The 15,566-nt window shown below is 62.5% G+C and carries 14 protein-coding genes; 3 read left to right on the top strand and 11 right to left on the bottom strand.

The genetic code is table 11. The features are described 5' to 3' along the window. The first annotated feature begins 120 nt into the window (after window positions 1–120). Window positions 121–315: a YqaE/Pmp3 family membrane protein gene (locus ACN9MO_RS17590; RefSeq protein ID WP_058321604.1), complete on the top strand. Its 195-nt coding sequence runs from the start codon at window positions 121–123 to the stop codon at window positions 313–315. 23 nt (window positions 316–338) lie between these two features. Here the strand turns inward: ACN9MO_RS17590 and ACN9MO_RS17585 are convergent, their stop codons facing one another. The 9 genes from ACN9MO_RS17585 to ACN9MO_RS17545 form a co-directional block, all read right to left on the bottom strand. After that, window positions 339–1,091 carry a M48 family metallopeptidase gene (locus ACN9MO_RS17585; RefSeq protein WP_112995076.1) on the bottom strand — a complete coding sequence of 251 codons (753 nt, stop codon included), beginning with the start codon at window positions 1,089–1,091 and terminating at the stop codon, window positions 339–341. A gap of 104 nt (window positions 1,092–1,195) precedes the next feature. Beyond that, window positions 1,196–1,615 carry a DUF2852 domain-containing protein gene (locus tag ACN9MO_RS17580; RefSeq protein ID WP_057252042.1) on the bottom strand — a complete coding sequence of 140 codons (420 nt, stop codon included), beginning with the start codon at window positions 1,613–1,615 and terminating at the stop codon, window positions 1,196–1,198. Window positions 1,616–1,761: 146 nt separating this feature from the next. After that, entirely contained in the window at window positions 1,762–3,036 is a 1,275-nt protein-coding gene (gene phaZ, locus ACN9MO_RS17575; protein WP_057252041.1) for a polyhydroxyalkanoate depolymerase, read from the bottom strand. A 333-nt stretch (window positions 3,037–3,369) separates the two neighbouring features. Then, window positions 3,370–4,392, bottom strand: a complete 1,023-nt coding sequence (locus tag ACN9MO_RS17570) for a zinc-binding alcohol dehydrogenase family protein (protein ID WP_112995077.1) — start codon at window positions 4,390–4,392, stop codon at window positions 3,370–3,372. 32 nt (window positions 4,393–4,424) lie between these two features. Continuing rightward, complete coding sequence (locus tag ACN9MO_RS17565) at window positions 4,425–5,402, bottom strand: ABC transporter permease (protein ID WP_058321607.1); 978 nt, start codon at window positions 5,400–5,402, stop codon at window positions 4,425–4,427. Window positions 5,403–5,442: 40 nt separating this feature from the next. Further along, window positions 5,443–6,996 carry a sugar ABC transporter ATP-binding protein gene (locus ACN9MO_RS17560; RefSeq protein WP_058327479.1) on the bottom strand — a complete coding sequence of 518 codons (1,554 nt, stop codon included), beginning with the start codon at window positions 6,994–6,996 and terminating at the stop codon, window positions 5,443–5,445. Window positions 6,997–7,090: 94 nt separating this feature from the next. Then, window positions 7,091–8,080, bottom strand: a complete 990-nt coding sequence (locus ACN9MO_RS17555; RefSeq protein ID WP_058327480.1) for an ABC transporter substrate-binding protein — start codon at window positions 8,078–8,080, stop codon at window positions 7,091–7,093. 167 nt (window positions 8,081–8,247) lie between these two features. Further along, complete coding sequence (locus ACN9MO_RS17550) at window positions 8,248–9,267, bottom strand: aldo/keto reductase (RefSeq protein ID WP_112995078.1); 1,020 nt, start codon at window positions 9,265–9,267, stop codon at window positions 8,248–8,250. A 40-nt stretch (window positions 9,268–9,307) separates the two neighbouring features. Continuing rightward, complete coding sequence (locus ACN9MO_RS17545) at window positions 9,308–10,825, bottom strand: UxaA family hydrolase (RefSeq protein ID WP_255571511.1); 1,518 nt, start codon at window positions 10,823–10,825, stop codon at window positions 9,308–9,310. 214 nt (window positions 10,826–11,039) lie between these two features. Between ACN9MO_RS17545 and ACN9MO_RS17540 the strand changes: the two genes are divergently transcribed. Together ACN9MO_RS17540 and ACN9MO_RS17535 are read left to right on the top strand one after the other, a co-directional pair. Then, the gene (locus ACN9MO_RS17540) at window positions 11,040–11,918 is read left to right on the top strand and encodes a GntR family transcriptional regulator (RefSeq protein ID WP_057252035.1); all 879 of its coding nucleotides are present in this window, start codon (window positions 11,040–11,042) and stop codon (window positions 11,916–11,918) included. A 19-nt stretch (window positions 11,919–11,937) separates the two neighbouring features. Then, complete coding sequence (locus tag ACN9MO_RS17535; RefSeq protein WP_112995080.1) at window positions 11,938–13,026, top strand: mannitol dehydrogenase family protein; 1,089 nt, start codon at window positions 11,938–11,940, stop codon at window positions 13,024–13,026. Here ACN9MO_RS17535 and ACN9MO_RS17530 read toward each other — a convergent pair. Together ACN9MO_RS17530 and gabD are read right to left on the bottom strand one after the other, a co-directional pair. Further along, window positions 13,020–13,826, bottom strand: coding sequence for an HpcH/HpaI aldolase family protein (locus ACN9MO_RS17530; RefSeq protein ID WP_113479862.1), 807 nt, complete (start codon window positions 13,824–13,826; stop codon window positions 13,020–13,022). The genes ACN9MO_RS17535 and ACN9MO_RS17530 overlap by 7 nt on opposite strands. Window positions 13,827–14,080: 254 nt before the next feature. After that, window positions 14,081–15,535, bottom strand: coding sequence for an NADP-dependent succinate-semialdehyde dehydrogenase (gene gabD / locus ACN9MO_RS17525; protein WP_110879972.1), 1,455 nt, complete (start codon window positions 15,533–15,535; stop codon window positions 14,081–14,083). Between the last annotated feature and the right edge of the window lie 31 nt (window positions 15,536–15,566).

Here is a 15,566-nt window from a genome sequence, read left to right as displayed (position 1 = left end):
CCAAAAACCGACGCGCAAGGCCCAGCCAGCGCCCCCTGCAACGATGGCCCGACGGCCGTTGCGCCCCTTGCGCGACAGGCGAGCTTTCACCATATGCATTTTACCACAATGGAGAGACTGATGCGCCTGTTGCTCGCGCTAATCCTGCCCTGGCTGCAGTTTTTCACGATCGGCCGTCCCTTTGCCGGCCTCGTCTGCCTGATCCTGCAGCTCACCCTAATCGGTTGGGTTCCGGCAGCGATCTGGTCGGTCTATGCGCTCAGCCAATACAAGACCGACGAGAAGATCCGCGACGCTCTGCGTTACCGCGCGTAACGCGCCATCGCTCTCCGCCTGGTTCAGTCGAAGTCGATCGCGTGAAGCATCGTGCCGTTGCGGCGGAGCCAGCGCTTGGCATCCTCCGTATCCGGGCACAGCCTCCCGCACAGCGTCCAAAAATCGGGGCCGTGGTTCATCTCCTGCAAATGTGCGACCTCGTGCGCTGCAAGATAGGCGATGACCTTCGGCGGCGCCATGACGATGCGCCAGGAGAAGCTCAGCGCCCCATCGGCCGAACAGGATCCCCAGCGGCTGCGGGTGTCCTTCAGCGACAGCGACTTCGCCCGTCGGCCGATGCGGCCGGTATAGATTGCCACCAGCCGATCAAGATCCTGACGGGCTTCCTTCTTGAGGAAATCGACGATACGCCGGTTCAGGTGCTCCTCGCCGCCGTTGACGCGCAGCACCGGTTCGTCATCGATCAAGACCGCTTCCGTCAGACCGCGGATATTGCCGGTACGCTCGATCCGGTGGGAGATGCCTCGGATCAAGATGGAGCCGCCCTCCTCGATCTGGCTTTCGCCGGAGAAACGCGCGAGCTTCGTCATCAGCCAGCCCTGATGGCGGTTGAGAAAGGCGTTGACCTCACGCTCCGGCAAGCCTTGGGGTATCGTCATCTTCAGCGCCCGGCCGCCGGGCTCGATGCGCAGTGTCATGCGGGTCGCGCGCGCGTTCTGCTTGATCGTCAGCGGCAGGGACTTGCCGGCAACGTCGATCTGCCGCGTCATGGCGGGTGGAGCAGGTTGAATGCGCCGCTTAAATGAAGGGAACATGCAGGCTTTCTAACCGATTCGCTGGGGCTTCGCCTACAGCGTCGAAAGGCGCGCAATGGATAATCCGGCGTTTCATGTGAAACGCCGGAAGCGTTGTCTTTGGATTAGTGGGCTTCGACCACCGGGCCGGAGCCGCCGTTCTTGCGGTCGCGCATGAAGCGGTCGAACTCTTCCTGGTCCTTGGCGCGGCGAAGCTCGCGCACATAGGTGTCGAACTCTTCGCGCATCGCGTCGAGCTTGCGGCGTTCCTCGTCGAGGCGGGCAAGCTCGGCTTCACGCCAGTCGTCGAAGGCGACGTTGCCGGTGCGATGCGTCCAGTTGGAACGGCGTCCATTGCGCTTGAATGCAGAGCACATGCCATCCACCGTGTCGTTGGCGTCTTTCTTGAAAGTCTTCAGCTTTTCGCCGAACAGGATGTAGGCGAGCATGGCCAGACCCAGTGGCCAGAAGACCACGAAGCCGAGCACCATCAGGGCGATGGTCGCGGGCGTCCAATCCGGACGGATCATTGCAGATTGGTTCATCTTCAGGATTCCTCGCAATCATCCGGGCCACCCATGCGGCCCGATGAAAACGATGTGGGAAGGCGCCCTTGGCTGTGCAAGACGCCCTCCCCCGGATTCGAACAAACCCTTGACTCTACGCGGTCAAAACGGCCCCGATCGCGAGGTTAGGCCAACTTGCCGCCCTTGATGAGCTGCTTCACCGGCTTCACGTGCCGCGAGTGCTCGCGGTGGAAAGCGACGATGCGCGGCGCGATTTCGCGGCGGAAGCGCGATCCGTTGAAGACGCCGTAGTGGCCGACATCCGGCTGCATGTAGTGCATGCGCATGTGATCAGGGATGTTGGTGCAGATCGTCTGCGCCGCCTTCGTCTGGCCAACGCCGGAAATGTCGTCGTTCTCGCCTTCGACGGTCAGCAGCGCGACCTTCTTGATCGCCGTCGTATCGACGCGCTTGCCGCGATGCATCATCTCGCCCTTCGGCAGCGCGTGCTGCATGAAGACCACCTGCACGGTCTGCAGGTAGAATTCGGCCGTCAGGTCCATGACGGCCAGATACTCGTCATAGAAGTCCCGGTGCTTCTCGGCGGCGTCACCATCGTTCTTCACCAGATGCGCGAAGAACTCTTTGTGGGCGATCAGGTGCCGGTCGAGGTTCATCGACATGAAGCCAGAGAGCTGCAGGAAGCCCGGATAGACCATGCGCATGAAGCCCGGCTGCGGCCACGGCACCGGCATGATGACGTTGTCGCGGAACCATTCGATCGGCCGCTGTTCGGCAAGCTGATTGACGCCCGTCGGATTGATGCGGGTGTCGATCGGTCCGCCCATCAGCGTCATCGTCGCCGGCGACAGCGGATCGTCCGCCGCTTCCATCAGGGCGACGGCGGCGAGCACAGGCACTGCCGGCTGACAGACGCCGATCACATGGGTGTTCGGGCCCAGGAAGTGCAGCATCTGGATGACGTAGTCGATGTAATCGTCGAGATCGAAAGTGCCTTCGCTGAGCGGCACCATGCGGGCGTCGATCCAGTCCGTGATGTAGATGTCGGAATGCGGCAGCAGGGCTTCCACGGTGCCGCGCAGCAGCGTCGCGTAGTGGCCGGACATCGGCGCCACGACCAGAACCTTCGGATCGGCGGCACGCCCCTTGGGCAAGGCGCGCTCGAAATGGATGAGGTTGCAGAAGGGTGAGCGCCAGACGATGCGCTCGTAGACGGAGACGGACATGCCGTCGACCTCTGTCGCGGGAAGTCCGAACTCCGGTTTGCCATAGCGGCGGGTGGAGCGCTCGAACACTTCGAGCCCGGCGGCAGCGGCACGGCCGAAATAGGTGTGCGAGATGGGGTTCATCGGATTGCTGAAGGCAAGCCGCATGGCATCGGCGGCCGTACGCCACGGCGCCATCATTGCATGGTTCAATTCATAGAGCTGGTAGAACATGGGAAGCGTACCCCTTGGTTCAATCGACGACAACGCCGCTCCCGGTCGGACGCAAGCTTGCGATTGTTTGTCTTGGTGTCCGCAATCTCTGCCAGACTACCACTTTTCTTGTGCAGTGCAACAAATATACCCGTCTCGCCTCGATACAAGGCCTCAGGCCAGAATGAATCTGGATTCCTGACGATTTGCAAACGAGCTTGTCCGAAACTGGCGGTTTTCCGCAATTTTCGTGCGTTGAGTGCCGATGTCGGGCATTTTCGGAGAGAAAATGGCGACTCCGAAGAGCGACCGTCAGGCGCGACCTCTGCGGCAATGCAGCAAAGCCGCCATCGCTCATGCTGCTGCCACCTTGACGATTGCCTTGACCAGACCCGACTTTTCTTCCGCCCATCGCGGCAGATCGGCAACCGCGCCCTCCAGCGTCGTGCGGTGGGTGATCAACGCCTCGACCGGCACGAGGCCGGAAGCAATCGATGCAACGACGTGATCAAAGTCCTGGCGGGTCGCATTGCGGCTGCCGACCAAGGTCATCTCCCGCTTGTGAAACTCCGGATCGGAGAAGCATATCTCGTCCTTGACGACGCTGACAAAGACCAGCGTGCCGCCATGGGCGACATAGGCGAAGGCGGCCTGCATCGAGCCACTATACCCGGTGGCATCGAAGACCACGTCGAACCCATCCCCTCCCGTCGCTTCGGCTATGCGTGACCCCATATGGGTTCCCGCGACGATGCCATTGGCAAAGCCGAGCTTCTCGGCAGCAAAATCCAGCCGTTCGTCGCTGGTATCGACGAGCGTCACCTGATGGCCGGCAATGCGCGAGAAGATCGCGGTGCCGAGGCCAATCGGCCCTGCGCCGATGACCAGCGCCCGTGAACCCGCATCCGTGGATGCTCGGCGCACCGCATGGGCACCGATTGCCAGGAATTCGACCGTTGCCGCAGCTTCGGCAGACAGACCGTGCGCCGGATAAAGATTACCCTCGGGCACGATGATCTCTTCGCAGAAGGCGCCATCCGTATGCACGCCGAGAACCTTGATGGCGGTGCAGCAGTTCGGCTTGCCCTTGCGACAGGCAACGCAGTTGCCGCAGGAGAGATAGGGGTTGACCACCACAAGCGTACCGGGCGCGACCTCAGTGCCGCGGCCACCGGAAATGACCGTTGCCGAGATCTCGTGACCCATGACCCTCGGGTATTCGAGGAACGGATGTTTGCCGGCGAAGATATGGTAGTCGGTACCGCAGATGCCGACATGGCTGACGGATAGACGCACCCAACCGTCAGGCACGTCTTCAGCCGGTGGACGGTCGACGACCTCCAGGCGGCCGGGTTCGAGGCAGAGCACGGCTTTCATGGCAGTTCCCGCGGAATGTTCGGTGGCAGCGCCTAGCGGGCGCTGCGGCGCCGGAGTTGGTCGAAATAGACGATGACGATGATCAGCGCGCCGGTGATGATGCGCTGCCAGAACGAGTTGACGTTGAGAAGATTGGCACCGTTGTTGATCGTCGCAAGGATGAAAGCGCCGAGCAGCGGCCCATGGACCGAGCCGACGGCCCCGAACAGACTGGTGCCGCCGATGACCGACGAGGCGATCGCCTGCAGTTCCCATCCCTCGGCTTGCGTCGCGTTACCGATGCCGATGCGCGAGGCGAGCAGCAGGCCGACGAAGGCGGCGCAGGTCGATGACAGGATATAGGCGAGATAGATGGTGCGGTGCACGTTGACGCCGGAGAGGCGCGCCGCCTCGTTGTTGGAGCCGACCGCGAAGAGATAACGGCCGAAGCGGCTCAAGTGCAGGAAGACATAGGCCGGGATCGCCACCACGATCACCATCCAGAACAGGCTCGGCACACCGAGGAAATCCGCGCGAGAGAAGTTGGTGAAGGCTTCATTGGTGATCGAGATCGTCGAACCGTTGGTGATCAGCAGGCCGATCCCGCGCAGCGATGTCAGGGTCGCAAGCGTGATGATGAAGGGCGGCAGACCCATGCGCACGATGCCGAAGGCATGGAAGGCGCCGATCAGCACCCCGAAGGCGAGCGTGAGGATGATGGCGGCCCAGAGCGGCATGCCAGCCGCAAGCAGCCAGGCGACGATGACGCTGGTGAAGCCGACCACCGCCCCCACCGAAAGATCGATGCCGGCGGTGATGATGACGAAGGTTTGGCCGACCGCGAGGATGGCCGTCATCGCCCCCTGGCGCAACAGGTTGCTGATGTTGTTTGGCGTCCAAAAACTGTTGGTGGCGAGGCCCAGCAGCAGCCAGAGGAACAGAAGCAGCCCCAGGAGGGTGAGGCCGAACAGAATGCTCACGCCCTTGCGTGGCGCCGCGCTGGCGCCGCTTTCCACCGTTTCCGCACTCATCGTCTTCCTCCCTGCGTCTCTCAGATTTCTTTTTATGTGTTCAAACACCGATCGCCTGCGTCAGCACTTCCTCGTGGCTCGCGGCGCGATAGTCGTGGCTAGCAACCAGCCGCCCGCGCCGGAACACGTGCAACTTGTCCGCAAGCTCGTAGACTTCAGGCAGATAGGATGAGATCAGGATGATGCCTGCCCCGTTCTCCAGAAGCCGCGCGAACAGGCGGTAGATCTCGGCCTTGGTGCCCACATCGACGCCGACGGTCGGCTCGTCGAAGATGAAGAGCTTGGCGCCATGGCTCAGCCACTTGCCGATAACGATCTTCTGCTGGTTGCCGCCGGACATGGCCGACGCCAGGACTCGTCGCGACGGCGTCTTGATCTTCAGGTCGCGGATCTGCCGGTCGGCATTCTCCCGCTCCTGCTGGCCGTTGATCGTCAGGCCACGCGTCAGCCGGTTGAACACCGGAAGATTGATGTTGAGGCCGATCGGCAGATTGAGGCACAGGCCCTGATCGCGGCGGCTTTCCGGCGCGAGCGCGATGCCGAGATTCATGGCGACACGCTCGCTGGCGATCTCGACCTTGCGCCCCTTCCAATAGACCTCGCCGGCGCTTGGACGATGCCGACCATAGAGGCCGAGCGCAAACTCGCTGCGCCCCGCTCCGATCAGCCCATAAAGGCCGACGATCTCGCCGGCGCGAACGGTCAGCGATACATCCTGAAAACCGGGGCCACTCAAGTTCCGCGTTTCGACGATGACCTCGCCGGGCGGAAAATGCTCCTTGTGATAGATCTGCTCTATGGTGCGGTTGATCATCAACGCGATCAGCTCCGCCTCGTTCGTCTCGCCAATCTTGCGGGTGCCGACATGGGTGCCGTCGCGCAGCACCGAGACGCGGTCGGCAATCTCGAAGACCTCCTCCATTCGGTGGCTGATATAGACGATGGTCACGCCTTCGGCCTGAAGCCTCTGGATCAGCCGGAAGAGCTGCGCCGATTCCTGTCGGGTGAGATAGGCGGTCGGCTCATCGAAGATCAGGAACTGCGTGCCACGCATGGCGGCGCGCGCCGTGGCGACGAGCTGCTGCTGGCCAATGGTGAGACTGCCGAGCACCGCGCCGGCCGGCAGATTGAAGCCGAGATCGTCGAGCACGCGCTGTGCCGCATCGGTCATGGCGCGCTTGCGCATCAGGCCGTTGCGATTGATCTCGTCGCCGAGGAACATGTTGGCCGCCACGGTCAGGTGGGCGCAGAGCACGACCTCCTGGTGCACGGCGTTGATGCCGCGTTCGATCGCCTCCTGTGGCGTGCCGAGCTGGACGGGTTTGCCGCACCAGACGATTTCGCCTGACGTGCGCTTGATGACGCCGGTCAAGAGTTTGATCAGCGTCGACTTGCCGGCACCGTTTTCGCCGACGATCGCGTGAATTTCACCGGAAAGAAAGGTCAGCGACGCCGGCTTCAAGGCCTCCACGGCGCCGTATTTCTTCTGCAGGGCGCGCAGCTCCAGGATCGGCTCGCCTTTCGGAACCGGGTGGCGCGTCGCCACATGCAGCCCTTCGGTCCTGACGTCGCGTGCCTCTTGCAACTCGGTCATCTGCGCATTCCTCCCATGACAGCGATCGGCTGCGGCCGGTCCTCGCTCCGGCCGCAAGCGCGGTGCGGCAGGCCGGAGGCCCGCCGCGCCATCGTCACTTGATCTTCGGGTTCAAGAGAGCGTCGATCTTCGGGTCCGCCATGTTGGCCTTGGTCACCAGGTTGGCACCGGTATCGACATTCGCCTCGACCTTCTCCTTCTTGGAGACGGCGAGCGCCGTCTTTATGCCATCATAGCCCATGCGATAGGGATCCTGAACGACGAGGCCGGCAAGAACGCCTTCCTTGAGGAAGCCGACGGTCTTGTCGTCGCTGTCGAAGCCGATCACCTTGATCTTGTCACCGAGCTTGTTTTCGGCGATCGCCTGGCCGACACCCTGCGCCATGATCAGGTTGGAGGCGAAGACGCCAACCAGATTGGGGTTGGCGGTGATCAGGTCGGTCATCATGTTGAGGCCGGTGGTCGCCTGACCGTCGGCGTATTTATCAGCAACGACCTTGAAGCCCGGATACTTGGTCTTGACCTGATCGAGGAAACCTTCGCGGCGCTGGTCGAGCGAACCGACGCCCGGAAGGTTGGTGATGATGGCAATTTCGCCCTCTTCCTTACCGGTCATTTCTTTCACAGCTGCGGCGAGCCCGTCGGCAGCGATGCGCCCGCCCTGGACGTTGTCGGTCGTCAGAAACGACGAGAATGCCTTCGAGTCTGCGGCGGAATCGATGCCGATGATCGGTACCGCCTTGGCCGCCTCATCGATCGGCTTGCCAAGCGCCTTGAACTCCGTCGGCGAAATGACGACAGCAGCCGGAGCGCCAGCCACCGCATTCTCAAGAATGCTGATCTGGCCGTTGATGTCGGACTCGGCCTGAGCGCCCAGTTCCGGCACGTTGACACCCAGGTCCTTGCCTGCAGCGCGCGCGCCCGCCAGCACGATCTGCCAGTAGAAGGACGTGGTGTCCTTGACGATGATCGGGATCGTCACGTCCTGCGCGAAGGATGCCACCGGCGTCATGCCGGCGATCATCGCAGCGCTCGCCAAAGCGGTGAAGGCACGACGGGTAAGGCTGCTTTTTAGAATGCTCATCCCAGGTTTCTCCTCTCAGTGCACCGTGTTCCACTTCTTGGAGATCGATCGCAGGTGCTAGCTATCGACCTTTTATCGATAAAAAACATATTGGAATGCTAATACGACAATTCCGGCTTGGCAAGCTGCCGGAACAGCATTTCAGATCGAAACGCGGCTCCCGCCCGCTATACGCGAACCGCCTCGTCGCCGAGCTCCGGCGCGACCAGCGTGAACGGTTCGAAAGCCGCGAAATCGGCCGCTGAAAACCGGTGTTCGGTGAGCGCCATGTTGCGCCTCAGACTCTCCGGCTTGGCGGTGCCGAGCAGCACGGAGGCGACCATGGGATGGCTCAGCGGAAACTGCATGGCTGGCGCGGCAAGCGGCACGTTCATGCCGCGCGCAACCGCCTCCATGGCAGCGACCTTTTGCCGGATATCTTCCGTTGCCGGCATGTAATCGAAATGCGCACCCTCGACCGGACCCGTTGCCAGGATTCCCGAGTTGAAGACCCCGCCGACGACAAGCGAGGTCTGCTTTTTTTCACAGAGCGGCAGCAGTTCGGCGACGGCCGAGCGATCGAGCAACGTGTAACGGCCGGCCAGCAGGATGCAGTCGATATCGGCCCACCGCATGACCTCCAGACAGACCGGCACTTCGTTGACGCCAAGACCATAGGCGGCGATCGCTCCTGAGGATTTCAGCTCCTCCAACGCCTTCAGGCCACCCTCCAGCAACTGCCTGATATAGACGGCATTGCGGGCGGCACCGTGGGTGTAGCCGCCGATGTCGTGGACATAGAGGATGTCGATGCGGCCGAGTCCGAGCCGGGCGTAGCTGAACTCGACGGAGCGCATGATGCCGTCATAGCTGTAGTCGTATCTGACATCGAAATTGAGCGGCTTCACATAGGAATAGTCTGGCACCTTGTCTTCCGGCACCGGATGGAGGAGCCGGCCGACCTTGGTGGAGAGCACGAATTCGTCGCGCGGCTTGTCGCGCAGGAAGTCGCCGACGCGGCGCTCGGCAAGCCCGAGGCCGTAATAGGGTGCCACATCGAAATAGCGCATACCCGACTGCCAGGCCGCGTTCAGTGTCGCGATGGCCGCGTCACGGGTGCACTCCCGGTAGAGCCCGCCGAGGCCGGCGGCACCGAAGCTAAATTCGGTCACCGCTAGTCCGGTTCGACCGATCCGTCTCGTCTGCATTCCCTGTTCTCCTCCTCCAAGGATGCCAGTCGTCACATGTCTAGAGCGTCGCCCCCAGATGCCAGGGCACGAACTCGTTGTCGCCGTAGCCGAAAAGCTCGCTCTTGGTCTTGCGGCCAGAGGCGGTCTCGACGATCAGGTCGAAGATCTCCCGGCCAAGCCCGGCAATGCTCGCCTCCCCCGAAGCGACCACCCCGCAATCGAAGTCCATGTCCTCTTCCATCGCCCGAAACAGCGCCGTGTTGCTGGTAAGCTTGATCGACGGCGCCGGCCTACAGCCGAAACAGCTGCCGCGGCCGGTGGTAAAGGCAATGACGTTGGCACCGCCGGCAACCTGGCCGGTGGCAGATACCGGATCGTAGCCGGGCGTATCCATGAAGACGAGCCCGTGCTCGGTGACCCGTTCGGCATACCGATAGACTGCGTTCAGCGGCGACCGGCCACCCTTGGCGACAGCACCGAGTGATTTTTCAAGAATGGTGGTTAGTCCACCGCGTTTGTTGCCCGGCGAAGGATTGTTGTCGAGCGATGCGCCATGCATCGCCACATAGTTCTCCCACCAGGCAATCAGGCCGTCGAGTTTCACCGCTACGGCCTCATTCACCGCCCGGCTGCGTAGCAGGTGCTCGGCACCATAGATCTCAGAGGTCTCCGAGAGGATCGCCGTGCCGCCGGCTGCAGCAAGGATATCGACGGCGGCGCCAAGCGCCGGATTGGCGGTGATGCCCGAAAGCCCGTCCGACCCGCCACATTGCAAGCCGACGATGATCTCGCTGACCGGAATGGCAATACGGCGCTCTTTTCCGATTTCGGCTGCGATTTCTTCGAGAATGCCGAGTGCCTTTTCCACGGAGCGGCGCGAGCCGCCGGCTTCCTGAATGTTGAAATGACGTTTCTCCGCGCCAGCGCCGCTCTGGCCATAGAGCGTCAATTGATTGACCTCGCAGCCGAGGCCCACCATCAGCACGCCGCCGAAATTGGCATGGCGGGCGTAACCGGCAAGCGTGCGGTGCAGATTGGCCATTCCGTCGCCGGTCGACGACATGCCGCAGCCCTGATCGTGCACGATCGGCACGAAGCCGTCGATGCCTTCGTATTTCGGCAGGATGCGGCGGTTCGCCTCCTCGGCAATGGCACGGCAGACCGTGGTGGAACAGTTAACGCTGGCGACGACACCGATATAGTTTCGCGTCGCAGCCCGGCCATCTGCGCGGCGATAGCCCTTGAAGGTGCGTGCCTTGTCGGCATCGCTTGCCGCCTCCGGCGTCCCTTGTGGACCGATCGCCAGACGATCCCGGTCGAAGGCAAGATTGTGGGAATGCACATGGTCGCCCGGCGCGATGTCGGCGGTCGCCCGTCCGATCGCCTGGGCGTATTTGACGACCGGTTCGCCGGCGCGAATGGGACGGATCGCAATCTTGTGGCCGGCATCGACCTTTACTGCGGCGCGAGCGCCGTTCGGCAAGGCATCACCAGCGGCAATCGCCAATGTCGCCACGACGACGTTGTCCTCCGGTGCGAGCAGGATGGTGGACGGCGCAGACACCGATTTCTCCATGATTGTTATCGTCTGTTCTGTCTTTTATCTACAATAGACAGATCGTCGTCAATGGGTATTATAGCGAAAACATCGGCGACGACGCCGTGCCAACGACCGGACCGGGTGAATGGGAGGAACAGATGTTGACGACAGACGGAGACAAAACCGGATCGCCGCGATAGAGGAGCGTCCCTGACAAGCGCAGACAATTTCGAACCGGCCGGATCTTGCCATGGCAAAACAGAACACCGTCTTCAAGGATGCCTATAACCGCTGCCTGAAGCTTCTGGCGGAAACATCCTCGCTGCCCTCCGAGCCGGAACTTGGGCAGGTGCTCGGCGTCAGCCGGACGACGGTGCGCGCGATCCTCAGCCGCTTCGAGGAGGCGCAGCTCATCGCCTGGGACAAGCGCAAGAAGAACGTGCTGCGGCAGCCCCGCCCCGACGACTACTTCCCAACGGAAGAGACCGATTCGCTCGCCGAAATCATCGAGCGCAGTTTCATGCGCCGGATTCTCGCCGGCGGCGCCGAGCCCGGCATGCAGATCAACGAGCTTGAACTGGCGCGCGAGATCGGCACCGGAACGACCAGTGTGCGCGAGTTCCTGATCCGCTTCAGCCGCTTCGGCCTGATCGAAAAACGGCCAAACAGCCACTGGATCCTGAAAGGCTTCACGCGTGAATTCGCGCTGGAGCTGACGGAAGTGCGCGAGATGTTCGAGCTGCGCTCGGCCGCACGTTTCGTCTCGCTTCCGGATGATCACCCGGCCTGGGAGGAGCTCAGGGAAATCGAGACCCTGCACCGGGAAATGCTTGCCGATATCGACAACCGCTACCGGGAGTTTTCCGAGTTAGACGAGCAGTTCCACCTGCTAGTGCACAAGGCATCCAGCAACCGCTTCATCGTCGATTTCTACGATATCATCGCGATCGTCTTCCACTATCACTACCAGTGGAACAAGACGAATGCCCGCCAGCGCAACGCCCGCGCGCTTGAAGAACACCTCGCCTATATCGAAGCGTTGCGCTCGCATGATCCCGCAAAGGCCGAACAGGCCTGCCGGCGGCATCTCCAGTCCGCGCGCGAAACTCTCCTTCAATCCATTCCATAGCCAGCTACCGGAGCCACAGATGCCGACGCCGATCGTGCAATTCGGAACCAGCCGCTTTCTTCAAGCGCATGCCGATCTCTTCGTCAGCGACGCGCTGAAGGCGGGAAAGGCACCAGGCCCGATCACGATCGTGCAGACAACCGGATCCAGCGAGCGTTCCGGACGTCTTGCGGCGCTCGCGCGCCCCGAAGGCTTTCCCGTCATCATCCGCGGCATCCAAGACGGGGAGCGGATCGACGCGACGCAGCGGGTGACGAGCGTGACGCGGGCGCTTTCAACCGCTGAAAACTGGAGCGAGGTCCGGGAGATTGTTGCCCAGGAAGCGGAAATCCTGATCTCCAATACCGGCGATACGGGTTACCGGATCACCGACGACGACCTGGTCACGGACATTCCCCGTTCCTTTCCCGGCAAGCTGCTCCTGCTCCTGAAGGCCCGCTTTGAAGCGGGTGGGCGCGCCCTGACGATCCTTCCTTGCGAGCTCGTGTCACGCAACGGCGATGTGCTGAAGGCGCTGATGCTGGGGCTCGCGGCGGAGCGGGCCAAAGACACCGCTTTCACGAACTGGCTGAACACAGGTGTCGTCTGGGCAAACACATTGGTCGACCGCATCGTCTCCGAGCCTCTGGAGCCCGCCGGTGCGATTGCCGAACCCTATGCGCTCTGGGCGATCGAAAACCAGCCCGGCTTGCACCTTCCGTGCATTCATCCGTCCGTGAAGCTCGTTGATGACCTGACGCCTTACGAGAAGCTGAAGCTTCACATCCTCAATCTCGGCCACACCGTGCTGGCCGATCTCTGGCTGAGGGAGGGCCGTAACCCGCATGAGACCGTCCGGGAGACGCTCGCCGACGCCCGCGTAGCAGCATATCTCGACCGCATCTATCGATCCGAAGTCATTCCCGCTTTCGCCGCGAAGGACCTGCAAAGCGAAGCGACGGACTATGTCGCCGCGACGCTGGAGCGCTTCAGAAACCCGTTCCTCAATCATCGCCTAAGCGATATCGCCAACCATCACCGCGAAAAGATCGCGCGCCGGATCGGCGACCTCCGGCTCTGGAGCCCGGGCGTAGCAATGCCCGGGCTCACGGCAATCTCGGATCAGTAGCCGGATTCCTGCTTCTTTGGTGCCACCGCCACCTCGCCGAGAAACTCCTGGCGCAGCGCCGTCGTCGCGCGCACGAGCGACGTGACATCCGTGCCGATCGCCATGAAATCGGCGCCCATCTCGCGGTAGTCGCGCGCCTGATCGAGATCGAGCGTCATGATGCCCCTCGCCTTGCCGGCCTTCTTGATACGCTCGAACGCGTCGGCGATTGCCGCGCGCACCTCCGGATGGCCCGGCTTGCCGAGATAACCCATGTCGGCCGCCAGGTCGGAAGGGCCGATGAAGAGGCCGTCAACGCAATCAAGCGCGGCAATCTCATCGATCGCAGCAAGACCCGCGCGGCTCTCGATCTGCAGGATCAGGCAGATTTCATCACCGGCGGTCTGGAGATAGTCGCCGATGCGGCCGAATTGCGAGGCCCGACCGAGGGCGGCGCCGACGCCGCGAACGCCACGCGGCGGATAACGGGTGGCGCGCACCAGCTGCTGTGCCTGCGCCAGGCTCTCGACCATCGGGATCAGCAGGGTCTGCACACCGGTGTCGAGAATCTGCTTGATCAGCACCGTGTCGCCGACCGGCAGGCGAACCATCGGGTGGCTCGCCGATGCCGAGACCGCGCGAAACTGCGCCGACAGCAAGGGAATGTCATTCGGCGCATGCTCGCCGTCGATCAGCAGCCAGTCATAGCCGCTGCCGGAAACCACTTCCGCCGCGTATGGGCTGGCGAGCGCCACCCACAGCCCGAGCTGGAAGCGGTTTTCGCGCAGAGCCGCTTTAAAGGGGTTCTTCGGTGCCGGCATGCTGACTCTCCTTAAACTTAGCGTGGGATCGAGCTTCGCCCCTCATCCGCCTGCCGGCACCTTCGTCCTGGAAAAAGGAGGACGGACGATGCCGCACCGACTCAAGTCCCCTCGCCCCGCTTGCGGGGAGAGGCTAGGGTGAGGGGCAATCTCACGCCATCGATGGATTCGACTGCGAAGACTAACGCCTTGCTGGCAAAAGAAAACCGGCCAAAACGTTGGCCGGTTTGTTGCAAGTCGGATTTTCGCCTGTTTCAGGCCACGCCGCCGAGGCAGACGTATTTGATCTCGGTGAACTCTTCGATGCCGTAGCGCGAGCCCTCGCGGCCGAGACCGGAGAGTTTCACGCCCCCGAACGGCGCTTCCGCTGTCGAGATCAGGCCGGTGTTGACGCCGACCATGCCGTATTCCAGCGCTTCGGCCACCCGGAAAACCCGCGCCAGGTCCTTGGCATAGAAGTAGGAGGCAAGGCCGAACTCAGTGTCGTTTGCCTGTTCGACCACATCCGCCTCATCGGCGAAGCGGAAGAGCGGCGCCACCGGGCCAAAGGTCTCTTCGCGCGCCACCGCCATCGCCTGGGTGACATCGGCCAGAACCGTCGCCTCATAGAAGGTGCCGCCGAGCGTGTGACGCTTACCGCCCTGGATCACGCGCGCGCCCTTGGAGGTGGCGTCGGCAATATGCTCCTCGACCTTCTCCAGCGCCGCCTTGTCGATCAGCGGCCCGAGGATCACGCCCTCGTCGAGGCCGTTGCCGATCTTCAGCTTGGCGACCGCCTTGGCGAGCTTGTCGGAAAAGGCGTCGTAGACCTTGTCCTGCACATAGATGCGGTTAGCACAGACGCAGGTCTGGCCGTTGTTGCGGAACTTGGCGATCAGCGCGCCCTCAACCGCCGCATCGAGATCGGCATCGTCGAAGACGATGAAGGGAGCATTGCCGCCAAGCTCGAGGCCGAGCTTTTTGATGGTGGCGGCGCTCTGGCGATAGAGCTCGGCACCGACTTCGGTCGAGCCGGTGAAGGTCAGCTTGCGCACGACGGGGTTGGAGGTCATCTCGGCACCGATCTCGCGGGCCGAGCCGGTGATGACGCTGAACAGGCCCTTCGGCAAGCCGGCGCGTTCGGCGAGAATGGCGATCGCGATTGCCGAGAACGGCGTCTGTGCCGCCGGCTTCAACACCATCGCGCAACCTGCAGCGAAAGCCGGGCCGGCCTTGCGGGTGATCATCGCATTGGGGAAGTTCCAGGGCGTGATTGCCGCGACGACGCCGATCGGCTGCTTCATCACCAGGATGCGCTTGTCGGGCTGATGACCGGGGATCAGGTCGCCATAGAGGCGGCGCGCCTCTTCGGCGAACCACTCGACGAAACTTGCGCCATAGACGATTTCGCCCGTTGCTTCGGCAAGCGGCTTGCCCTGCTCCAGCGTCAGGATGCGGCCGAGATCTTCCTTATTCTCGATCATCAGCTCGAACCACTTGCGCAAAACGCCGGCGCGGTCCTTGGCCGTGCGCGCCGCCCAGCCCTTCTGGGCCACGCGCGCCGCCTCGATCGCCGCCCTGGTTTCCTTGGCGCCGAGCTTCGGCACCCGGCCGATGATCTCACCGGTCGCCGGGTTGTTCACCTCGATCGCGTTCGCCGCGTCCGCCTCGATCCACTCGCCGCCGACGAGCGCTGCCTGGCGAAACAATGATGGGTCTTTAAACGACATGATCCGTCCTCTCTCAAAGTCTACAGAACTT

The organism is Ensifer sp. R-19, from assembly GCF_049905105.1.
Classification (GTDB): domain Bacteria; phylum Pseudomonadota; class Alphaproteobacteria; order Rhizobiales; family Rhizobiaceae; genus Ensifer.
Note: the sequence above shows the minus strand (reverse complement) of the source record. Positions and strands in the feature narration are given on the sequence as shown.

What these genes read in the sequence shown, in the direction of transcription:
- ACN9MO_RS17565 (WP_058321607.1), bottom strand. Translation starts at nt 5,402, where the DNA reads ATGAGTGCGGAAACGGTGGAAAGCGGCGCCAGCGCGGCGCCACGCAAG.
- ACN9MO_RS17585 (WP_112995076.1), bottom strand. Translation starts at nt 1,091, where the DNA reads ATGTTCCCTTCATTTAAGCGGCGCATTCAACCTGCTCCACCCGCCATG.
- ACN9MO_RS17560 (WP_058327479.1), bottom strand. Translation starts at nt 6,996, where the DNA reads ATGACCGAGTTGCAAGAGGCACGCGACGTCAGGACCGAAGGGCTGCAT.
- ACN9MO_RS17555 (WP_058327480.1), bottom strand. Translation starts at nt 8,080, where the DNA reads ATGAGCATTCTAAAAAGCAGCCTTACCCGTCGTGCCTTCACCGCTTTG.
- ACN9MO_RS17590 (WP_058321604.1), top strand. Translation starts at nt 121, where the DNA reads ATGCGCCTGTTGCTCGCGCTAATCCTGCCCTGGCTGCAGTTTTTCACG.
- ACN9MO_RS17540 (WP_057252035.1), top strand. Translation starts at nt 11,040, where the DNA reads ATGGCAAAACAGAACACCGTCTTCAAGGATGCCTATAACCGCTGCCTG.
- phaZ (WP_057252041.1), bottom strand. Translation starts at nt 3,036, where the DNA reads ATGTTCTACCAGCTCTATGAATTGAACCATGCAATGATGGCGCCGTGG.
- ACN9MO_RS17530 (WP_113479862.1), bottom strand. Translation starts at nt 13,826, where the DNA reads ATGCCGGCACCGAAGAACCCCTTTAAAGCGGCTCTGCGCGAAAACCGC.
- ACN9MO_RS17535 (WP_112995080.1), top strand. Translation starts at nt 11,938, where the DNA reads ATGCCGACGCCGATCGTGCAATTCGGAACCAGCCGCTTTCTTCAAGCG.
- ACN9MO_RS17580 (WP_057252042.1), bottom strand. Translation starts at nt 1,615, where the DNA reads ATGAACCAATCTGCAATGATCCGTCCGGATTGGACGCCCGCGACCATC.
- ACN9MO_RS17545 (WP_255571511.1), bottom strand. Translation starts at nt 10,825, where the DNA reads ATGGAGAAATCGGTGTCTGCGCCGTCCACCATCCTGCTCGCACCGGAG.
- ACN9MO_RS17550 (WP_112995078.1), bottom strand. Translation starts at nt 9,267, where the DNA reads ATGCAGACGAGACGGATCGGTCGAACCGGACTAGCGGTGACCGAATTT.
- gabD (WP_110879972.1), bottom strand. Translation starts at nt 15,535, where the DNA reads ATGTCGTTTAAAGACCCATCATTGTTTCGCCAGGCAGCGCTCGTCGGC.
- ACN9MO_RS17570 (WP_112995077.1), bottom strand. Translation starts at nt 4,392, where the DNA reads ATGAAAGCCGTGCTCTGCCTCGAACCCGGCCGCCTGGAGGTCGTCGAC.